This window comes from Rhodoferax koreense (assembly GCF_001955695.1).
In the GTDB taxonomy this organism is placed as follows: domain Bacteria; phylum Pseudomonadota; class Gammaproteobacteria; order Burkholderiales; family Burkholderiaceae_C; genus Rhodoferax_B; species Rhodoferax_B koreensis.
In genome coordinates this window covers 4,893,109-4,910,245 of record NZ_CP019236.1, presented here as the reverse complement: position 1 = coordinate 4,910,245, position 17,137 = coordinate 4,893,109, and the positions used below count along the sequence as shown (strand labels likewise).

16 protein-coding genes are annotated in these 17,137 nt (G+C 65.9%); 10 read left to right on the top strand and 6 right to left on the bottom strand.

Features of this window, described 5'->3' with window-relative positions:
* Positions 1-30 precede the first annotated feature (30 nt).
* Complete coding sequence (locus tag RD110_RS22750; protein ID WP_076202207.1) at positions 31-1,008, top strand: Bug family tripartite tricarboxylate transporter substrate binding protein; 978 nt, start codon at positions 31-33, stop codon at positions 1,006-1,008.
* Positions 1,008-2,243 (top strand): alpha-hydroxy acid oxidase, encoded by a 1,236-nt coding sequence (locus tag RD110_RS22745; RefSeq protein WP_239467101.1) that lies wholly within the window; start codon positions 1,008-1,010, stop codon positions 2,241-2,243. Before RD110_RS22750 ends, RD110_RS22745 begins: the two co-directional genes overlap by 1 nt.
* Here the strand turns inward: RD110_RS22745 and RD110_RS22740 are convergent.
* From RD110_RS22740 to RD110_RS22730, 3 genes are all read right to left on the bottom strand, one after another.
* Positions 2,217-3,671: a class II fumarate hydratase gene (locus RD110_RS22740; protein ID WP_076202205.1), complete on the bottom strand. Its 1,455-nt coding sequence runs from the start codon at positions 3,669-3,671 to the stop codon at positions 2,217-2,219. The genes RD110_RS22745 and RD110_RS22740 overlap by 27 nt on opposite strands.
* Positions 3,672-3,673: 2 nt before the next feature.
* On the bottom strand, positions 3,674-4,648 hold the full coding sequence (locus RD110_RS22735) for a tripartite tricarboxylate transporter substrate binding protein BugD (RefSeq protein WP_076202203.1): 975 nt from the start codon (positions 4,646-4,648) through the stop codon (positions 3,674-3,676).
* 69 nt (positions 4,649-4,717) lie between these two features.
* Complete coding sequence (locus tag RD110_RS22730) at positions 4,718-6,094, bottom strand: class-II fumarase/aspartase family protein (RefSeq protein ID WP_076202201.1); 1,377 nt, start codon at positions 6,092-6,094, stop codon at positions 4,718-4,720.
* A gap of 104 nt (positions 6,095-6,198) precedes the next feature.
* Here RD110_RS22730 and RD110_RS22725 point away from each other — a divergent pair, with 104 nt between their 5' ends.
* A complete protein-coding gene (locus tag RD110_RS22725; protein ID WP_076202199.1) occupies positions 6,199-6,948 on the top strand; it encodes a GntR family transcriptional regulator in 750 nt (249 codons plus the stop codon).
* Positions 6,949-6,987: 39 nt separating this feature from the next.
* Here the strand turns inward: RD110_RS22725 and RD110_RS22720 are convergent, their stop codons facing one another.
* Positions 6,988-8,127: an aminotransferase class V-fold PLP-dependent enzyme gene (locus RD110_RS22720; protein WP_076202198.1), complete on the bottom strand. Its 1,140-nt coding sequence runs from the start codon at positions 8,125-8,127 to the stop codon at positions 6,988-6,990.
* 116 nt (positions 8,128-8,243) lie between these two features.
* Between RD110_RS22720 and RD110_RS22715 the strand changes: the two genes are divergently transcribed.
* A complete protein-coding gene (locus RD110_RS22715; RefSeq protein ID WP_076202196.1) occupies positions 8,244-8,960 on the top strand; it encodes a Crp/Fnr family transcriptional regulator in 717 nt (238 codons plus the stop codon).
* Between the two features lie 15 nt (positions 8,961-8,975).
* Here the strand turns inward: RD110_RS22715 and RD110_RS22710 are convergent, their stop codons facing one another.
* Complete coding sequence (locus tag RD110_RS22710; protein ID WP_076202195.1) at positions 8,976-9,890, bottom strand: LysR family transcriptional regulator; 915 nt, start codon at positions 9,888-9,890, stop codon at positions 8,976-8,978.
* A gap of 270 nt (positions 9,891-10,160) precedes the next feature.
* Here RD110_RS22710 and RD110_RS22705 point away from each other — a divergent pair, with 270 nt between their 5' ends.
* The 4 genes from RD110_RS22705 (at position 10,161) to RD110_RS22690 (ending at position 15,059) form a co-directional block, all read left to right on the top strand.
* Positions 10,161-11,528, top strand: a complete 1,368-nt coding sequence (locus tag RD110_RS22705) for a M20 family metallopeptidase (protein WP_076205502.1) — start codon at positions 10,161-10,163, stop codon at positions 11,526-11,528.
* A gap of 128 nt (positions 11,529-11,656) precedes the next feature.
* On the top strand, positions 11,657-12,811 hold the full coding sequence (locus tag RD110_RS22700) for a porin (protein WP_076202193.1): 1,155 nt from the start codon (positions 11,657-11,659) through the stop codon (positions 12,809-12,811).
* A gap of 39 nt (positions 12,812-12,850) precedes the next feature.
* On the top strand, positions 12,851-13,858 hold the full coding sequence (locus RD110_RS22695; RefSeq protein WP_076202192.1) for a Bug family tripartite tricarboxylate transporter substrate binding protein: 1,008 nt from the start codon (positions 12,851-12,853) through the stop codon (positions 13,856-13,858).
* Positions 13,859-13,892: 34 nt separating this feature from the next.
* A complete protein-coding gene (locus RD110_RS22690) occupies positions 13,893-15,059 on the top strand; it encodes a cupin domain-containing protein (protein WP_083686479.1) in 1,167 nt (388 codons plus the stop codon).
* A 15-nt stretch (positions 15,060-15,074) separates the two neighbouring features.
* Here the strand turns inward: RD110_RS22690 and RD110_RS22685 are convergent, their stop codons facing one another.
* Entirely contained in the window at positions 15,075-15,935 is an 861-nt protein-coding gene (locus RD110_RS22685) for a LysR family transcriptional regulator (protein ID WP_076202190.1), read from the bottom strand.
* A gap of 22 nt (positions 15,936-15,957) precedes the next feature.
* On the opposite strand from RD110_RS22685, the gene RD110_RS28875 reads away from it, so the two are divergent.
* Complete coding sequence (locus RD110_RS28875; RefSeq protein ID WP_275425856.1) at positions 15,958-16,092, top strand: hypothetical protein; 135 nt, start codon at positions 15,958-15,960, stop codon at positions 16,090-16,092.
* Between the two features lie 40 nt (positions 16,093-16,132).
* Complete coding sequence (locus tag RD110_RS22680) at positions 16,133-17,134, top strand: TRAP transporter substrate-binding protein (RefSeq protein ID WP_076202189.1); 1,002 nt, start codon at positions 16,133-16,135, stop codon at positions 17,132-17,134.
* The last annotated feature ends 3 nt before the right edge of the window (positions 17,135-17,137 follow it).

Sequence of the window (17,137 nt, the reverse complement as noted above, 5' to 3'; positions counted from 1 at the left end):
GTCATCGATCAAACAACGAAGGAGACAAACATGCGATCCATCAGGCTTTCTCTTCGGGCGCTCGCCCTCGTCGGCGCCGCATGGCTGGCGTCCGCAGGCCACGCGCAGACCTATCCGTCCAAACCCATCAAGCTGGTCGTGCCGATCGCGGCGGGCAGCGTGACCGATGTGGTGCTGCGCGCGGCCGTGCCCGCCCTGCAGCAGCGGCTGGGGCAGCCGCTCATCATCGACAACCGCCCCGGCGCGAGCGGTATCGTCGGCGCGGAAGCCTGTACGAAGGCGCCCGCGGATGGCTACACCATCTGCGCGGTCTACCACTCGACCATGTCGTTCAACCCCTTCATGTTCGACAAGCTCCCCTACGACCCCGCGACCGATTTCGCGCCCGTGGGGCGGCTGTTCTTCGTGACCGAGGCCATCGTCGTGCCCACCGCGCTGCCGGTGCAGAGCGTCGCCGACCTCAAGGCTTATGCGCTCAAGCATCCGAACGGCGTGAACCTGGGCACGCTCGGCGAGGGGTCGCTGCAGGAACTGTTCGTTGCCTGGCTCAACAGCGAGTGGAAGACGCAGATCATCGGCGTCCCGTACAAGGGCGGCGCGCCGATCGCCAATGCCGTCACGGCCGGTGAGATCCAGGTCGGGCAAATGGGCCTGGGCAACTTCATCGGCCTGGTCCAGGCCGGGCAATTGCGGGCCCTGACGGTTTCGACGGCCCAGCGGTCCAGGCAGCTGCCGAACGTGCAGACGATCGGCGAGGCCGGCCTGGGCGGCTTCCCCTCGCGGCCTTGGTGGGGCATCGCTGCGCCGGCGGCCACACCGGCCGCCATCGTGGCCAGGCTCAATGCCGAGTTCAACGCGGTGTTTTCCGACCCCAAGATGATCGAGTTCATGGATGCACGCTATGTCGAGCCCGCCGTCGACTCGCCCGGCGAATTCGCCGATTTCCTCAAGCAGGACCGGGAGGCCGCAGGCGCCCTGGTGCGCATGGCCAAGGGCGTGAAGCGCTGATGCCGTCGCGCATGCGGGGCGGCCTGGACCGCGCGTTTTCGATCGACGATCTCGCCGCCTTGGCCAGGCGCCGTCTGCCACGCGCCGTCTACGACTTCTATGAGGGCGGTGCGGAAGACGAGACGAGCCTGCGCGCGAACAGGGAAGCGTTCGGCGGCGTGCGGCTGCTGCCCAGGGCGCTGGTGGACGTCGGCACGGTGGACACGGCGGCGAGCCTCCTCGGCGCAACAGTGGCCCTGCCGCTGGGCATTGCGCCCATGGGAGCTGTCGGATTCGGCCGACGCGGGGGTGACGTCGATCTCGCCAGGGCGGCGGCGAAAGCCGGCATTCCCTACGTGCTTTCGACCACGGGCACGGCATCCATCGAGCGCATCGGCGACGTGGGCGGCCGCCTCTGGTTCCAGCTCTACCCCTTGAAGCGGCGGGACGCGGCCGTGCGTCTCGTCGAACGGGCGCGCGCCGCGGGATTCGAGGCACTGGTCCTCACGGTGGATGTGCCGGTCGGCGGCAAGCGCGAACGGGACCTGCGCAACGACTTCGCCATGCCTTTCCGGTACACGCCGCGCAACGTGCTCGACTTCGCGTCGAGGCCCGCCTGGGCCCTCGACATGCTTTGGCACGGCGTGCCGGTCCTGGAGAACATGGCCGGGCTGGCCGATACCGCGGCCGATGCATCGCAGATGGCTTCTTCGGTCGGCCGTGAATTCGACCCCGCGTTCGGCTGGCACGATCTCGACGCCTTGCGCGACGCGTGGCGGGGCAAGCTCATCGTCAAGGGCATCCTGCGTGCCGCCGATGCACGCCGCGCGGTTGATATCGGCTGTGACGGCGTGATCGTCTCGAACCATGGCGGGCGCCAGCTGGATGCGGCGGTGGACAGCCTCACCGCGCTGCCCGCCATCGTGGCAGAGGTGGGCCACCGCGCCGACGTGATGGTGGACGGCGGCATCCGTCGCGGCAGCGACATCGTCAAGGCCCTGGCCCTGGGCGCCAAGGCGGTACTGATCGGCAGGCCCGCCCTCTACGGCGTGTGTGCGCAGGGCGAAGCCGGCGCCACGCGCTCGATCGACATCCTGCGCGACGAGCTGGTGCGCACGCTGCGACTGTGCGGGCTGCCGGCCGTGGCGCGCGTCACGGCGGATGCGTTGTACGAGCCGGAGGCCATCTTCGGTGCGCGCCACACAGGGGAGGCCGCGCATGGAACGGCTTCAGCGGGGGCCGTCCACCGGGAGTGAGGGCGCTGCGGCGTCAGGATGCGGGCGCGCCCGGGTGGGCGATGGCCCGACGGCCATGCGCCAGGGATCGGCGAGCCGGTCGTAGTCTTCGCCGCTCAGGTGGCCCAGCTGAATGCAGGCCGCGCGGGTGCCAATGCCCTGCGCCAACGCGGTCCGGGTGATCTGCGCCACCTTCTCGTAGCCGATCTCGGTGTTGAGCGCGGTGGCCAGCATGAGGCTGTTGTCCACATTGGCGGCAAGCTGGCGCTCGTGGATGCCGATGCCCCGTACCATGCGCTCGGCGAAGACGCTGCAGCCGTCGCTCAGGAGTTCGATCGACTGCAGCAGGTTGTGGATCAGCAGCGGCTTGGCCACGTTGAGCTCGAAGTTGCTCGAAGCGTTGGCCATGGTCACGGTGAAATGGTTGCCCATCACCTGCAGGCTTGCCTGGACCAGGACCTCGGCAATGGTCGGGTTGCGCTTGCCGGGCATGATCGAACTCGTCAGGCCGTCATCGGGCAGTGCCAGTTCGCCGAGGCCGCACCGCGGGCCCGAGCCCAGGAGCCGCAGGTCGTTGGCCATTTTCACCAGCGACGTGGCAATGACATTGAGGGCCCCCGATACTTCGACCAGCGCATCGTGGGCGCCCATGCCTTCGAACTTGCTGGGGTTCGGCGTGAAGGCGAGGCCAGTCAGTGCGCTGATCTCTTCGCAGAAGAAAGTGTCGAATCCCGGCGGCGCGTTCAGGCCCGTGCCAGCCGCGGTGCCGCCCTGCGGCAGCGACAGCAACCGGGGCATCGTGGCGTCGATGCGGTCGACGCCGTGCCCGACCTGCCGCGCGAACGCGTCGAAGGCCTGGCCCAACGTCATCGGCACCGCGTCCATCAGGTGTGTGCGGGCGATCTTCAGCACGTCGGCGAAGGCTACCGCGCGTTCCGCCCAGGCGTCGCGCAGGAACGCGAGCGCCGGTTTCAAGCGGCGTTCCAGTTCCAGCGCTGTCACCACATGCATGACCGTCGGGAAGCTGTCGTTCGACGACTGCGAGGCGTTCACATGGTCGTTGGGATGCACCGGCGACTTGGTGCCCAGGGGTTGCCCGAGAAGGCCGTTGGCCCGGTTGGCGATGACCTCGTTGGCGTTCATGTTGGTCTGAGTACCCGAGCCCGTCTGCCAGACCGTCAACGGAAAGTGCTGGTCGAACAGCCCGCGGCTCAACTCCGAGGCCGCCGAGACGATGGACGTGGCCAGTTCCGCCGGCAAGACCCCGCAGCGAAGGTTGGCCCGCGCGGCGGCCATCTTCTGCAGGCCGAGGGTGCGCACCAGGCCGACCGGGAAACGCTCGTGGCCGATGTCGAAGACGCCGAGTGCGCGCTGGGTCTGCGCCCCCCAGTAGCGGTCGGCCGGAATCTCGACCGGGCCGAAGGCGTCATGCTCGATGCGCGTGGCCATCTTCAGTCCAGCGAGATGTTCGCCTTGGCCGCGACGGCTCGCCAGCGCGCCACCTCGGCCTCCGTGTGTTTGCCAAGCGCCGAACCCGTGTACTCTTGCGCCGGTAGCATCTGAATGGCCTGGGCCGCCATCTTGTCGGTGAAGGACTTGTCGGTCATCACTTTCAGATAGGCCTGCTGCACCTTGTCGAGCACGGGTTTGGGCGTGCCCTTGGGCGCGTAGATGCCGTACCAGGTCGAGGCCTCGAACCCCGGCAGCACGGTTTCGTTGAGCGTCGGCACGTTCTTGAGCTGTGGCAGGCGCACCTTGGACGTCACGGCCAGTGCGCGCACTTTCTCCTCCGTGATCTGTGGCAGCGCGGTGTTGGTCTGGTCGAAGATGCCATCGACTTGGCCACCGATCACGTCCACCAAAGCCGGGCCTGCGCCCTTGTAGGGCACCAGCGTGACCTTCATGCCGGCGGAATTCGCCACCAGCGCGGCGATGAGGTGCGAGCTGGACCCCACGCCGGCGTTGCTGATGAACAGCTTGTCGGGGTTCTTCCTGCCGAAGTCGATCAGGCCTTGGATGTCCTTGGCCGGATGTTCGCGGCGGACCATGAGCACCAGCGGCGTGTCCGGGAAGCGGAACACGGGCTCGAAATCCTTCACCGGGTCATAAGCCAGTTTCTTGTACAGCGCGGGGGCCGCGCCCATGTAGCCCATGTGGCCGACGAGCATGGTGTAGCCATCGGCCGTGGCGCGTGCCGCCTTCGCCGCGCCCACCGTGCCACCGGCACCTGGGGCGTTGTCGATGATGATGGGCTGGCCCAGTTCGCGGGACACGCGCTCGGCGATGCCGCGTGCGAGCGCATCCGTCGGGCCGCCGGCGGCAAACGGCACGATCCAGCTGATCGGCTTGTTCGGATAGGTCTGCGCGAAGGCGAGCGAGGTGCTCGCCAGGCCGGCGAAGATGGCAGTGCGGATCAGGTTCTTCATGTCTCTCTCCAGGGATTTGTAAATGGATCGGGTTCAGGTCGGTGCGGGTCTCGTTCGCGTGACGCGTGCTCAGGCCGCGATTTCGGCCGACAGGGTCAGCGCGCGGTCCACCATCTGCGGTGCCAGGCCAAGGTAGTTCGCGGGGTCGGTGAGGCGGTCGATGTCGGCGCGGTCGAACACCTCGGTGACGGCGGGCAGCGCGGCCAGTGCGTCGGCGAGGGTGCCGCCGTGTTCGTTGACGGTGCGGCACGCGTCGTAGACCACGTCGTGCGCCCGCTGCCGTCCGATGTGCGGCGCCATGCCCATCATCACGGCCTCGGCCACGATCAGGCCCTTGGTGATACCCAGGTTGTGCGCCATGCGGGCTTCGTCCACGATCAGGCCGCCGAGCGCGAACTTGGCCTGGTGCAGCGCGCCCGCACTGAGGATGAAGCTTTCGGGAATGGCGATCCACTCCGCGTGCCAGGGGCCGGTGGCGCGTTCGAAATCCTGCACCATCGCATCCACCATCAGGCCGGCGTGCTGGCGCACGGCCTTGCTCGCGGCCAGCATCAGCTCGCTGGAGATCGGGTTGCGCTTTTGCGGCATGGTGCTGCTCGCACCGCGGCCCTTGACGAAAGGCTCGTAGACCTCGGCGAACTCGGTCGAGGCCATGATCATGATGTCGAGCGCGATCTTGCCGAGCGAACCGGTGACCAGCGCCAGCAGGTTCACGGCTTCGGCAAAGCCGTCGCGCGCCACGTGCCAGGTGGTGGCCGGCACACCCAGGCCGAGTTCTTCTGCCATGGCGCGCTGCACGGCGAAGCCCTTGTCGCCGAGCGAGGCCAGCGTGCCGGCGGCACCGGCGAATTCGACCAGCGCCACGCGCGGACGGAGTTGCGCCAGGCGTTCCTGGTGCCGGTCGAACATCGCCAGCCAGATTGCCACCTTGTAGCCGAAGGTCACCGGCAGCGCCTGCTGCAGGTGCGTGCGGCCGGCCATCGGCGTGTTGCGGTGTTTCTTCGCCAGCGCGGCCAGGATGCCGCGCAGTTCGCGAATGTCGGCGTCGATGCTGTCCAGCGCATCGCGCACCTGCAGTGCCACCGCCGTGTCCATGATGTCCTGCGTGGTGGCACCCCAGTGCACGTAGCGGCCGGCTTCGCCACACATGGCGACGAGCTGGTGCACCAGTGGCAGGATCGGGTAGCCGACGATGTCGGTTTCTTCGCGCATGTGGTCGAAGTCGATGCGCTCGATCCTCGATTCTCGCGCGATCACCTCGGCGGCTTCGGCCGGGATCACGCCGCAGCGCGCTTCGGCCTTGGCCAGGGCGACCTCGGCATCGATGTAGCGTTGGATCAATGCGCGGTCGGAAAAGATGGCGCGCATCCCCGCCGTGCCGAAGGCGTCGCGAAACAGGATGGAGTCGACGACCGTGCTGGCCATCGGAAGCGGGGGAGTCGACATAATTGACCTCGGAAAAGTTGAATGACCAGGACATGTCCAATATGTCCGAACATATGAAGCTTAATATGTTCGGACATAATTAAATATCGGGTTTACCCTTAACCATGAACACACAGCTTGAGCCGGTCGCGTCGAAGGCCAATTCCGTCAACATCGCCCGTCATCTCACCGAGGCCATCACGTCCGCGCATTTCGAGGTGGGTACCCTGCTGCCCACCGAACTCGAGTTGTGCAAGCATTACGGGACGAGCCGGCACACCATCCGGGCCGCGCTGGCGGAACTGCAGGCGCTGGGGTTGGTGTCGCGGCGCAAGAACGTCGGAACCCGGGTGGTCTCGGCGAAGCCGAAGCTGTCATTCAGGCCGTCGCTGGCCTCGGTCGACGATCTGGTCCACTTCGGCACCGAGCACGTGCGCGTGGTGCAATCGATCGAACGGGTCGAGGCCGGCGGCGCGCTGGCCGGCGAACTCGGCTGCGCCGAGGGCGCTGTCTGGCTGCGCTTCTCGAGCTTGCGCATGGAGACGGAAAAGGGCAGCCTGCCGATCGGCTGGACCGATGTCTACGTCGATCCGGCCTACCACGAGATTGCCGATGTGGTGCGGGCCTCGCCGGACACGCTGATCAGTGCATTGATCGAGGAGCGATTCGGCCGGCGGATCGAGGAGATCCAGCAGGACGTCCGCGCGTCCGCGCTGGATGACGCCGACATCGCCAAGGCCCTGGGGCTGGAGGTCGGGGCTTCCGTCTTGAAGATCGTCCGGCGCTACCTGGATGCCGACAGTGTTGCCTTCGAGGTGTCGGTGTCGGTGCATCCCGCGGAGCGGTTCTCCATCTCGATGCGCCTGCGCCGATGACCTGCGGCGGGTGTCGGTCGCCGTGATGCGCCGGCAGGTTCAGCCGGCCAGCATGCCGGAAAGCGTTCTCAGCGCGCCGATCACTTCTTGCTCGGTGTTGTAAAAATGGGGCGCGATGCGGATGACGTCGTTGCGGGCGGAGACGATGAAGCCCTTCTCCGCCATGAGACGCTCGATCCGCGCGGCGTCCTTCACCTTGACCGCGGTGGTGGCGCCTTTGCGGTGTGGATCGGCCGGACTCGCGAGTTCGAGGCCGAGACGCCTGGCCTCCTCGAGCGCCACACCCGAAAGATGCCGGAGGTAGGTCTCAACCGTCGGTATGTCCAGGGAGTTCAACAGCTTCAGTGCGGCCCGGGCTGCGAACGCATTCACCATGGGCGGGGTGCCGGTATTGAAACGCGCGGCGCCCTTTGCGAAATCCAGACCATGGATGTCGAATGCGAAAGGGTTGACCCGGCCGAACCAGCCGGTGTTGCTGGGGAAGAGGCGTTGCGCCACGGCGCGGCGCACGTAGGCGAAGGCGATGCCTGGGCAGCCCAGCATGAACTTCTGCGCACCGCTGGCCAGTACATCGATCTGGTCGCGTTCCACGTCGATGTCGATGGCGCCGGCCGACTGGTAGGCATCCACGAACACCAGCGCGCCATGCGCATGCGCCAGGCGTGCCACACCGGCGATGTCCTGCAGAAAACCGTTGTAGTAGGAAACGTGGGAGACACTGACCAGGGCGGTATGGCGGTCGATGGTTTCGGCGTACGCCGCCAGGCTGATGCAGTGTTCGGCGTCTGGCTGGACGAAGCGGACCTTGGCCCCCTTGCGCTCGTGCGCGAGCCACACATGGCCGATCGAAGGGAAATCGATGTCGCCCACCACGATGCCGTTTTGCGCGGGTTCGAATGTCAGTGCGCTGCCCAGGGACGAAGCGATGTCGGAAACCGAGGACATGACGGCAATTTCGTCAGGATGGGCATGGATGAGTTTGGCAAACTCGGATTTGGCATCGTTGACGGCCTCCATCCAGCCCATCCAGTCCATGCCGTCTTCCTGCCAGCTCGCCAGGTAATCCTGAATTGCTGCCCTGACGGGCAGCGCGAGCGCGCTTTGGGAGCAACTGGAGAGTTGGGCCTTGCGGGTGAGAATGGGGAATAGAGTACGGGTTTCGCTGAAGGGATGTTGCATGATGGATCGTGATGGCCGCAAAGCCGCAAGCCTAGGATGCATCGACGCGGGCGTCTGCCAAATGCTTTACACCACAACGGGGTGGCCTGCCGGTTGCCGGATGCAAGAGAGGCCCGATGCGCACGGGTGATGCCCGATCGACGCTGGAGGGCGCGAACCGTCCCCGTCGTACCTTCTGGATCGAGGCGCCGGCGTTCGACTGGACGGCGCTCACGAACGGTCGCCAGGCGCGAACCCTGAGTCAGGGTTCGACACTCTTCGAGCAGGGCGATCCCGTCCGGTCGATCTTCGTCATCTCGCGCGGCCGCGTCCGGCTGGCGACCTATTCGGACGAAGGCAAGGAAAGGCACCTGATGGTGATCGGCCCCGGGGGGCTGGTGGGCGACTGGGGCGTCGCCGATCGGGGAAGTCATCTGACCGCCGCGGTCGCGTCGGTCGATACGACCGTGTACGAAGTACCTGCTGCCGGGTTTCTCCGTGCGCTCCAGGCCGAGCCGGAGCTGTTGGCGCAGGCCATGGCGTTTGCCGAGCAGCGGATCCAGGCGCTGCTCCAGCACCATGATTTGCTGAGTGCCGGACCCGCCGTCAAGCGTGTCGCGCTGGCGCTGACCGGGCTGGCGCATGCCCATGGTGTGCCCCACCCACGCGGCGTGCGCCTTCAGGTCCGATTCACGCAAGCGGAGATGGCCAGCATCTGCAGCCTGTCGCGCATGAGTGTGTCGACCGTGCTGAAGGACCTGTTTTCCCGCGGACTGCTGCTGCGTGACGGGCGCTGGCTGGTAATCGCAGAACCCGGAAAGATCGATGCGCTGATCGGCTCTCCCGATCGATGAACACGTCCACCGCGGCTAGATTTCGGCTTCGCCGAGGCGGCCTTTCACATAGCTCAGAAACGTCTTGACGACGCCTGGCAGCGTGCGGCCCACCAGGGTCTGGAGCTCGATGTTGCGACCCTCCAGCATCTTGTCTTGCAGAGGAACGGCGACCATCGTCCCCTCGGCCACGTAGTTTCTGACCGACACCTCGCCGGCCAGTGACAGGATGCCGCCGGAGAGAACGAATCGGTGCAGTGCCGTGGCGCAGTTGCTGGTGACCCTTGGCTCGATGAGCAGGCCGGAGCGGCTGCAGGCAACGTCGAACAATTGGCGCAGGCTGCTCTCTGGTGTCGGCAGCGCGAGCGCGTGGGCCGCGAGCTGGCTGAGCCGGATGCTCTTCGATTTCGCCAGGGCATGGTCCGGCCGCATGATGACCATGACCGGTGCCGGCTGTCGGTGCTCGACTTTGATGTCCTTCTGGGCCAGCCGATTGAAGGTCATGCCGATGTCGGCGTCTCCGGTGCGCACCATCTCCGACACGTGGGCCGGCCCCGAGACCTGCAGGGTGAAGTGGATGCCCGGGTATTTTTCCTGGAAATCGATGACCAGGCCCGGCAGGAAGTTGATCGCGAAGCCTTCGGTGCAGGCCAGGCTCACATGACCCTTGTGAAAGCCCTGCAGGGCAAGGATGTCCAGCACCACCCGGTCCGCCTCCAGCGCCGCGCGCCGCGCATGGGTGGCCAGCATTTCACCCGCGGCACTCAGCACCATGCCGCGCGGCCTGCGTTCGAACAGTTGTACGTCCAGCGCATTCTCCAGGCCGCTGATCTGCCGGCTGATCGCCGAGGTCGCCACGCAGAGGCGTTCCGAAGCCCCGTTGATGGAGCCGCAGCGGGCCACCTCGAGGAAGTAGCGCAGTGAGGTTTCTTTGAGATGGTCTGACTTCATGGCAACAGGAGGGGGATTTTCGAGTTGCCGTTTCGGCAATCATTGAATGCCAATTATCTAACGACGGCAACTTGCAAGCGGCCTATTATTTCCCCAACGGCGATCACCGCCAACGGCCCCACGCACCGCAAACCCATGAAAAACATTCTGCAAGAAACCCCAGGCGAAACGTCCCCCGCGCAGGGCGAAGACCCGCGCCATCCGCAGCAGGCCAGCCGCGCGCAAGGCCGCCGCGATGCGATCCGCCGGGTGGAGGCCCATTTCGATTCGATGGCGTTCCAGCGGGTCCTGGCGGCGCGTGTGGCCATGCGGACCGAGAGCCAGCGTCCCGAAAGCCTGCCGTTGCTGCATCGCTACCTGACCGAACTGATCGTGCCCGAGCTTGAGGCCATGGGTTTCTCGTACCGGATCATCGACAACCCCGAGCCCGGACGCAGCCCCTTCCTGTTGGCCGAACGCATCGAGGGCGACGATGTGCCGACAGTGCTGAGCTACGGCCACGGCGATGTCGTCAACGGTTACGACGCACAGTGGCGCGAAGGGCTCAGTCCCTGGACGCTGACCGTCGAAGGCGACCGCTGGTACGGCCGCGGCACGGCCGACAACAAGGTTCAGCACTCCATCAACCTGGCGGCGCTGGCGCAGGTGCGACAGGCCCGCGGCGGCAAGCTCGGCTTCAACATGAAGATCCTGCTCGAGATGGGCGAGGAAGCAGGCTCGCACGGCCTGCATGAGGTGTGCAGGCAGTACCGGGATTTCCTGAAGGCCGACGTGTTCATCTCATCGGACGGCCCCCGCCTGGCCGCCGACGAGCCAACGGTCTTCCTCGGCGCGCGCGGTGGGTTGAATTTCGATCTGCGCATCCAGTTGCGGGAGGGCGCACACCACTCCGGCAATTGGGGTGGCCTGCTCAGCAACCCGGGCGTGCGGCTGGCCCATGCGATTGCGAGCATGGTGGACGAGCGTGGCCGCATCCTCGTGCCCGCGTTGTTGCCTAACTGCCTGCCGGACAACGTTCGCCAGGCGTTGCGGACCATCGAAGTCGGCACCGATGCCGACGCGCCGGCCATCGCGCCGAACTGGGGCGAACCCGGGTTGACGCCTTCCGAGCGTGTGTTCGGCTGGAACTCCTTCGAAGTCATCACCTTCAAGACCGGCAACCCGGAAGCGCCTGTCAATGCCATCCCGGCAAGTGCCTACGCGATGTGCCAGATCCGGTACGTGGTGGGCAGCGACAACACGAACTTCATTGCCCACATCCGGCGCCATCTCGACGACCACGGCTTCGATGACGTGGCGGTGAGCCAGAACGGAACCGAGGCCATGGCCACGCGGCTGGACCCGGACTCGCCCTGGGTGCACTGGTGCATGGCGTCGATCGACCGCACGGTAGGGCGGCCACCCCGGCTGCTCCCCAACCTTGGCGGATCGCTGCCGAACGACGCGTTTGCCGACATCCTTGGCCTGCCGACATTGTGGATTCCTCACTCTTATCCGGGCTGTGCGCAGCACGCACCCAACGAGCACGTGCTCGCCAGCGTGACGCGGCAGGCCTTGCAGATCATGGCTGGCGTGTTCTGGGACCTGGGCGAGGCCGACACGCCTTCCAGGCGCAGCACGGTTCCGGCGAGCCCATAGATCGGCACAACCCACCTGAACGAGCCCGCGGATCGGGTTCGGTTGGATCGCTGTGTCCGATTTTTGTCGACAGACCTCGGCCTTTGAAGCCGCCAAAGATTCTTTAACTTCCAAATCGGAGAATTCACATGGGAAAGCAATGGAGCGCCATCGCGTTGGTGGGCGGTTGTGCGTTGGTGTCGGGGACCGCCTACGGCCAATCGTCGGTGTCGCTGTACGGGCTGCTGGACACGGGCATCACCTACACCAACCGCAACGTCGATGCGTCCGGACAATCGGTGGGGCACCGGCTGTCGGTTCACCCCGGGGCGATGCAAGCCTCGCGGCTGGGCTTTCGCGGAACGGAGGATCTCGGCTGCGGGCTGAAGACGCTGTTCGTCATCGAGTCCGGCATCAACCTGGACACCGGCACCGCAGCGCAGGGCGGCCTGCTGTTCGGTCGGCGCTCGGTGGTGGGCATGCAGGGCGGCTCCGGAACGGTGCTGGCCGGCCGGCAGCCGGACTTCCTGGACGACATGGGCGCTTTGTCATCGACCTTGGATTTTGGGTCGCAGGTCTCGACCATCCACGGACTCGATCGCACCTATACCGATCGCACCAACAATTCGGTGCGGTACACGTCGCCCCGGATCGCTGGGGTGATGGGCACCGCCATGATCGGGTTCGGTGAAAACGCCACGGTCACCTCGGGCCGGGCGCTCGGCGCGGGACTCGACTACACCGACGACAAACTCCGCCTTGCGGCGGGCTACTACCAGTCGCAACTGGGCGTCGCCGGTTCGGCCAGCAGCTTTGCCGATACGGGCGCGGCCAACATCGGCGCGCAGCCACCGGCCGCCGGCGTGGTCGGGGTGCCCGGCGACGTCGCGCTGCGCACCTTCACCCTGGGCGCAGCCTACCAATGGGGTAACACGCGGCTGCACGGCACATGGTCCAACACCGTGCAGCCGCTGGCGGTGGCCAGTGCTTCCCGCGCATTGCGGGGCCCAGGGAGCGAACGCGTGAATGTACTGGACCTGGGCGTCAGCTACGCCGTCACTGCGGCGCTGAACCTCAACGCCAGCGTCATTCATGACAAGGTGAAGTTCGTCGCCGCGCCGTCGGGCAGCCTGACGCAATACAACCTGGGCCTGGACTATTTCCTGTCGAAGCGGACCGACTTGTACGCCAATGCCGGCTACCAGACCGCCTCGCGCATGCTCACCCCCGGCATGGGGGAGGGCGCGCCTGGTGGCAGCAGCTCCCAGGTGCTGACCCGCGTGGGCATACGGCACAAGTTTTGATTCACCCACACCCTGAAACTGCAACACTCGGAGAAGCCCATGACAACCACGCCCGTGAATGCCAACCGGCGGCGCATCGCCCTCGCTGCCGCCGGTCTGCTGCTGAATTGCGCCGGATCGCGCATCGCGGCCGCCGCCTCCCCCTCCTCCTGGCCGAACAAGGCCATCCGGATCGTGGTGCCGTTCGCGCCCGGTGGCGCCTCGGACACCATCGCCAGGATACTGTCCGAGCAGTTGGCCAAGCGTCTCGAGCAGCCGGTCATCATCGATAACAAACCGGGCGGTGCCACCATCATCGGCGTCGACAGCGTGGCCAAGTCGGCGGCGGACGGCAACACGATCCTGCTTGCCGGCGTCGGCAGCTTCAGCGTGCTGCCGGCACTGCGAAAGACGCTGCCTTTCGACGTCGAGCGCGACTTCGCACCGATTGCCCTGGTCAACTACACGCCGAACATCCTGGTCACCGCATCGGAGAAGCCCTACCGGACCTTGGCCGAGTTGCTGCAGGCGGCGAAGAACCATCCGAACACCATCCGCTATGCGACCTATGGCGACGGCAGCGCCAACCACCTGTGCGGTGCGCTGCTCGCGCATGCGGCCGGGGTCGAGCTCGAAGCCATCCCCTACAAAGGTGCGGCCGATGCGAAGCTGGCGCTGCTGCGCGGCGAGGTCGACCTGAGTTTCGAGACGCTCGCCAGCGTCGGTGGGGAGCTCAAGAGCGGGCGCCTGAGGGCATTGGCGCACGGAGGGGCGGGCCGCACGGGCCTGTTGCCGGATTTGCCGGGCCTGTCCGAGCTCGGTTATGGGCAGGCCGCAGTTCAGCCTTTCTTCGGAATGATGGTGCCGGCTGCCACGCCTGAGGCGATCAAGTCGAGGTTGACCAAGGAGGTTCTCGAGATCATGGCGCAACCGGACGTGAAGGCGCGCGCGGTGGCGGCCTACCTGGAGCCGGTCGCCATCGGCCCGGCGGAGATGAAGACGACCATCCAGGCCAGTACCGCCACCTTCCGGCGCGTCGCGCAGCAACTGAAGCTCTCGCTCGACTGAACCAGCCATCCGCAGCTTTCCAAGAGACAAAACAATGACCGAACCCACAGCCAACATCGAAAAGACAGCGGGCCTTTCCGCTACACCGGCCAGGCCTCTCACGCTGCAGGGCGTCCGCGGCGCCATGGTCCAGCTGGGCTGCGACGCGTTGCTGCCGACGCTGACGTTCTTCACGGAGGAACTGAGCTTTCGCATCGATGCGATCTTTCCCGCGGACAACCCGAAGACAGCGCTGATCTCGGGCTACGGCCTGCGGCTCCAGTTGTCCGCCGGTGTAGCCAATGCCACGCCGCGCATCAGCCTGCTCTGCGATGACCCCGCCACCGTCGACGGCGGCCGGCGGGAATTGACCGCACCCAACGGAACGGTCGTGCGTTTCGTCGAGGCGGATCCCGCCTACCGACTGCCCGCGACCGTGCAGGCCCTGGTCGTGAGCCGCTCCGGCGATGCGACGCACTGGACCGTCGGGCGGGCTGGACTGCGCTACCGCGATCTGCTGCCGGAGCGCCATGGCGGGGCATTCATCGCATCGCACATCCGCATCCTGGAGGGCGGCGAGGTGCCGGACTACGTGCACTACCACAAGGTGCGGTTCCAGATGATCTTCTGCCGAACCGGATGGGTGCGCGTGTTGTACGAAGGGCAGGGCGGCCCCATCCTTCTCAAGGCAGGCGACTGTGTCCTGCAGCCCCCGATGATTCGCCACCGCGTGCTGGAGAGTTCGGCCGGGGCCGAGGTCATCGAGGTGGGGACGCCGGCGGAACACATCACCATTGCGGAACACCAATTGACCCTGCCCTCGGAGGACCTGCCGGCGACGCATGACTTCGGCGGCCAGCGTTTCGTCTGCCATTTGGCCGAGGCGGCACCCTGGAAGCCCTGGCGGCTCGATGGATTCGAGCACCAGGACACCGGTATCGGCGCTGCAACCGATGGGCTGGCCGGCGTCCGCATCGTCAGGCCGGCCGGCACCGGCGCATCGACAACACGCCAGCAGCATGAGTCCGAGTTCTGTTTCTATTTCGTGCTGGCCGGTGAAACCGACATCTGCTACGACGATCAGCGCCTGCATCTGGGCGTCGATGACAGCATCACCCTGCCCACCGGGCAGCGCTATGCATTCGAAAATGCTTCGGCGGATTTCAAGCTGCTGGAGGTGACCCTGCCCGATGCCGTTGCGCTGACGGCGACGGTGGATTGAAGGGCGTCACATGGATCAACCGGCCAGCGTACCCTGGAACTCTTCGCGCAGAAAAGAGGCGAGCTGCCTGGTCGGCAGGCGAGACTGCTGCGGAAGCACCATGGCCAGGCGCAACTGGGGAAGTTCGGGCAGTCCGTGCTCCGGCCCGAGCTTGCGCCAGCCGGCGGGTACGGCGGTCTCGGGCAGGACCGTCAACAAATCGCCCGAATGAACGGCAAGCTGGATGCCCGCCAGGTCGGAAGAGGAATAGACGATGCGCCAGCGGCGGTCGGCCTGGTCCAGGGCTGAAAGCACCTGCGGCCGCGCCCGGCAGCCCTCCGGGAACAGGGCGAGGTGCAGGCAGTTCGCGCGTTCGGGAAAGCGTCCTGCGGCCGAGCACCACACCTGTCTTTCGCGTCGAACGAGTTCGCCCTTGGGCTCGGCCAGGCTCTGGGTGATGATGGCGATATCCAGTTCCCGGTTCTCGACCATGTATTCGAGGCGGTGGGAAAAATCGTATTGCAGGTCGAGGTTGATCTTCGGATGCATCGGTACGAAACGCTGCATCAAGGCCGTGCCGAACAAGGTCAGGTAATCGTCTGGCATGCCGAGGCGCACGCGGCTTTCGTTGCTGCCGTCGGGCAGGGTCGCCAGCGCCTCGTCCTCGATCGCCCGTATGCGGCGTGCGTAACCCAGCAGTCTCTCGCCGACCGGTGTCAGGGTCACGCGGCGATGGCCGCGGTCGAACAGACGCAGGTCCAGCCGTTCCTCCCACTTGCTCACCGCCATGCTGACCGCGGCCTGCGTACGGCCGAGCCGCTCCGCGGCCGCTGTGAAGCTTCCCGTTTCCGCAACGGCCACGAAGGCCGCCATTGCATCGCTGTCCAGATTGCGCATTGTTCAGTCTCGCCGCCACCGCATGAAATTTGAAAGCAGGACCGATGCCGCCTTCCCCCAAGCGCTGTCGCCAGCGCAACCATCAGCAACGCTGATGGAGGCATCAAAACTTTGCGTCATCGGTTTCGATTCACAAAATTATCATGAGCCTGGGTGAATCAAACAAGGTCGCAAACTAGGTTGCAAAGGGGAAATCCATGTTTCATACGGTCCATTTTCGATATCGCAATTTCCGGGCCACGCTGGTCGCAGGCATGCTGGGTCTGTCGAGTGTCCTGGGCGGTGCCGCGCATGCGGAAACCGTGCTCAGGCTGGCGCACGCGTCGGCCCCGAAAAGCCTCATCAACCAGGCGGTCCAGCGGTTCGCGGCCGAGGTCTCGGAAATGACCAAAGGCTCGGTCAAGGTCCAGATCTTCCCGAACGCGCAACTGGGCGACGAAGGGCCGATTGCCGACGGCGTCGGCGCCGGCTCGATCGACATTGGCCTTGGTGGCGCGGTCGACGCGATCGATCCTCGCCTGAATGTGCTCTCCCTGCCGTTCCTGTTCCGCGACGCGGACAACGTGCACAAGTTTCTCGACAGTGCCGAGGGCCAGAAGGTGCAACAGTTCGGCCAGGATCGGGGTTACCTGATGCTCGGCGCGCTGGATTCCGGCTTCCGCCAGTTCGCGACGAACAAGCCGATCGCCGTGCCCGGCGACCTGGCCGGCGTCAAGATCCGCACGCCGCCGAATCCCGTCATTCTGGCGACGATGAAGCAGCTCGGCGCCTTGGCGGAATCGATTCCGTTCGGCCAGGTCTACACCGCGCTGCAGTCGCGCGTGGTGGCTGCGGTCGAGCCGGAGATGCGCGACTACTATGACTCGCGCTGGTTCGAGGTGGCCAAGAACCTTTCGGTGTCGAACTATATCTGGACCGCCAACTGGTGGTACATGAACAAGGGCAAGTTTGCCAAGCTCCGCCCTGAAGAGCAGGCGGCCGTCAAGAAGTCCGCGGCCGACACGGTGGCGTGGTACCGCGGCGAGTTGTCGAAGACCTACGCGGAGACCCAGAAGAAGCTGGAGGAGAAGGGCGTCAAGGTGAGCACCGTGAACACCACGCCCTTCGTGGCCCTGGTGGCGCCGGTGTACACCACCTTCTCGCGTGAATGGGGCGCCGACCTGGTGACCAGCGTCAAGCAAGCGGCTTCGGCCAACTGAAGC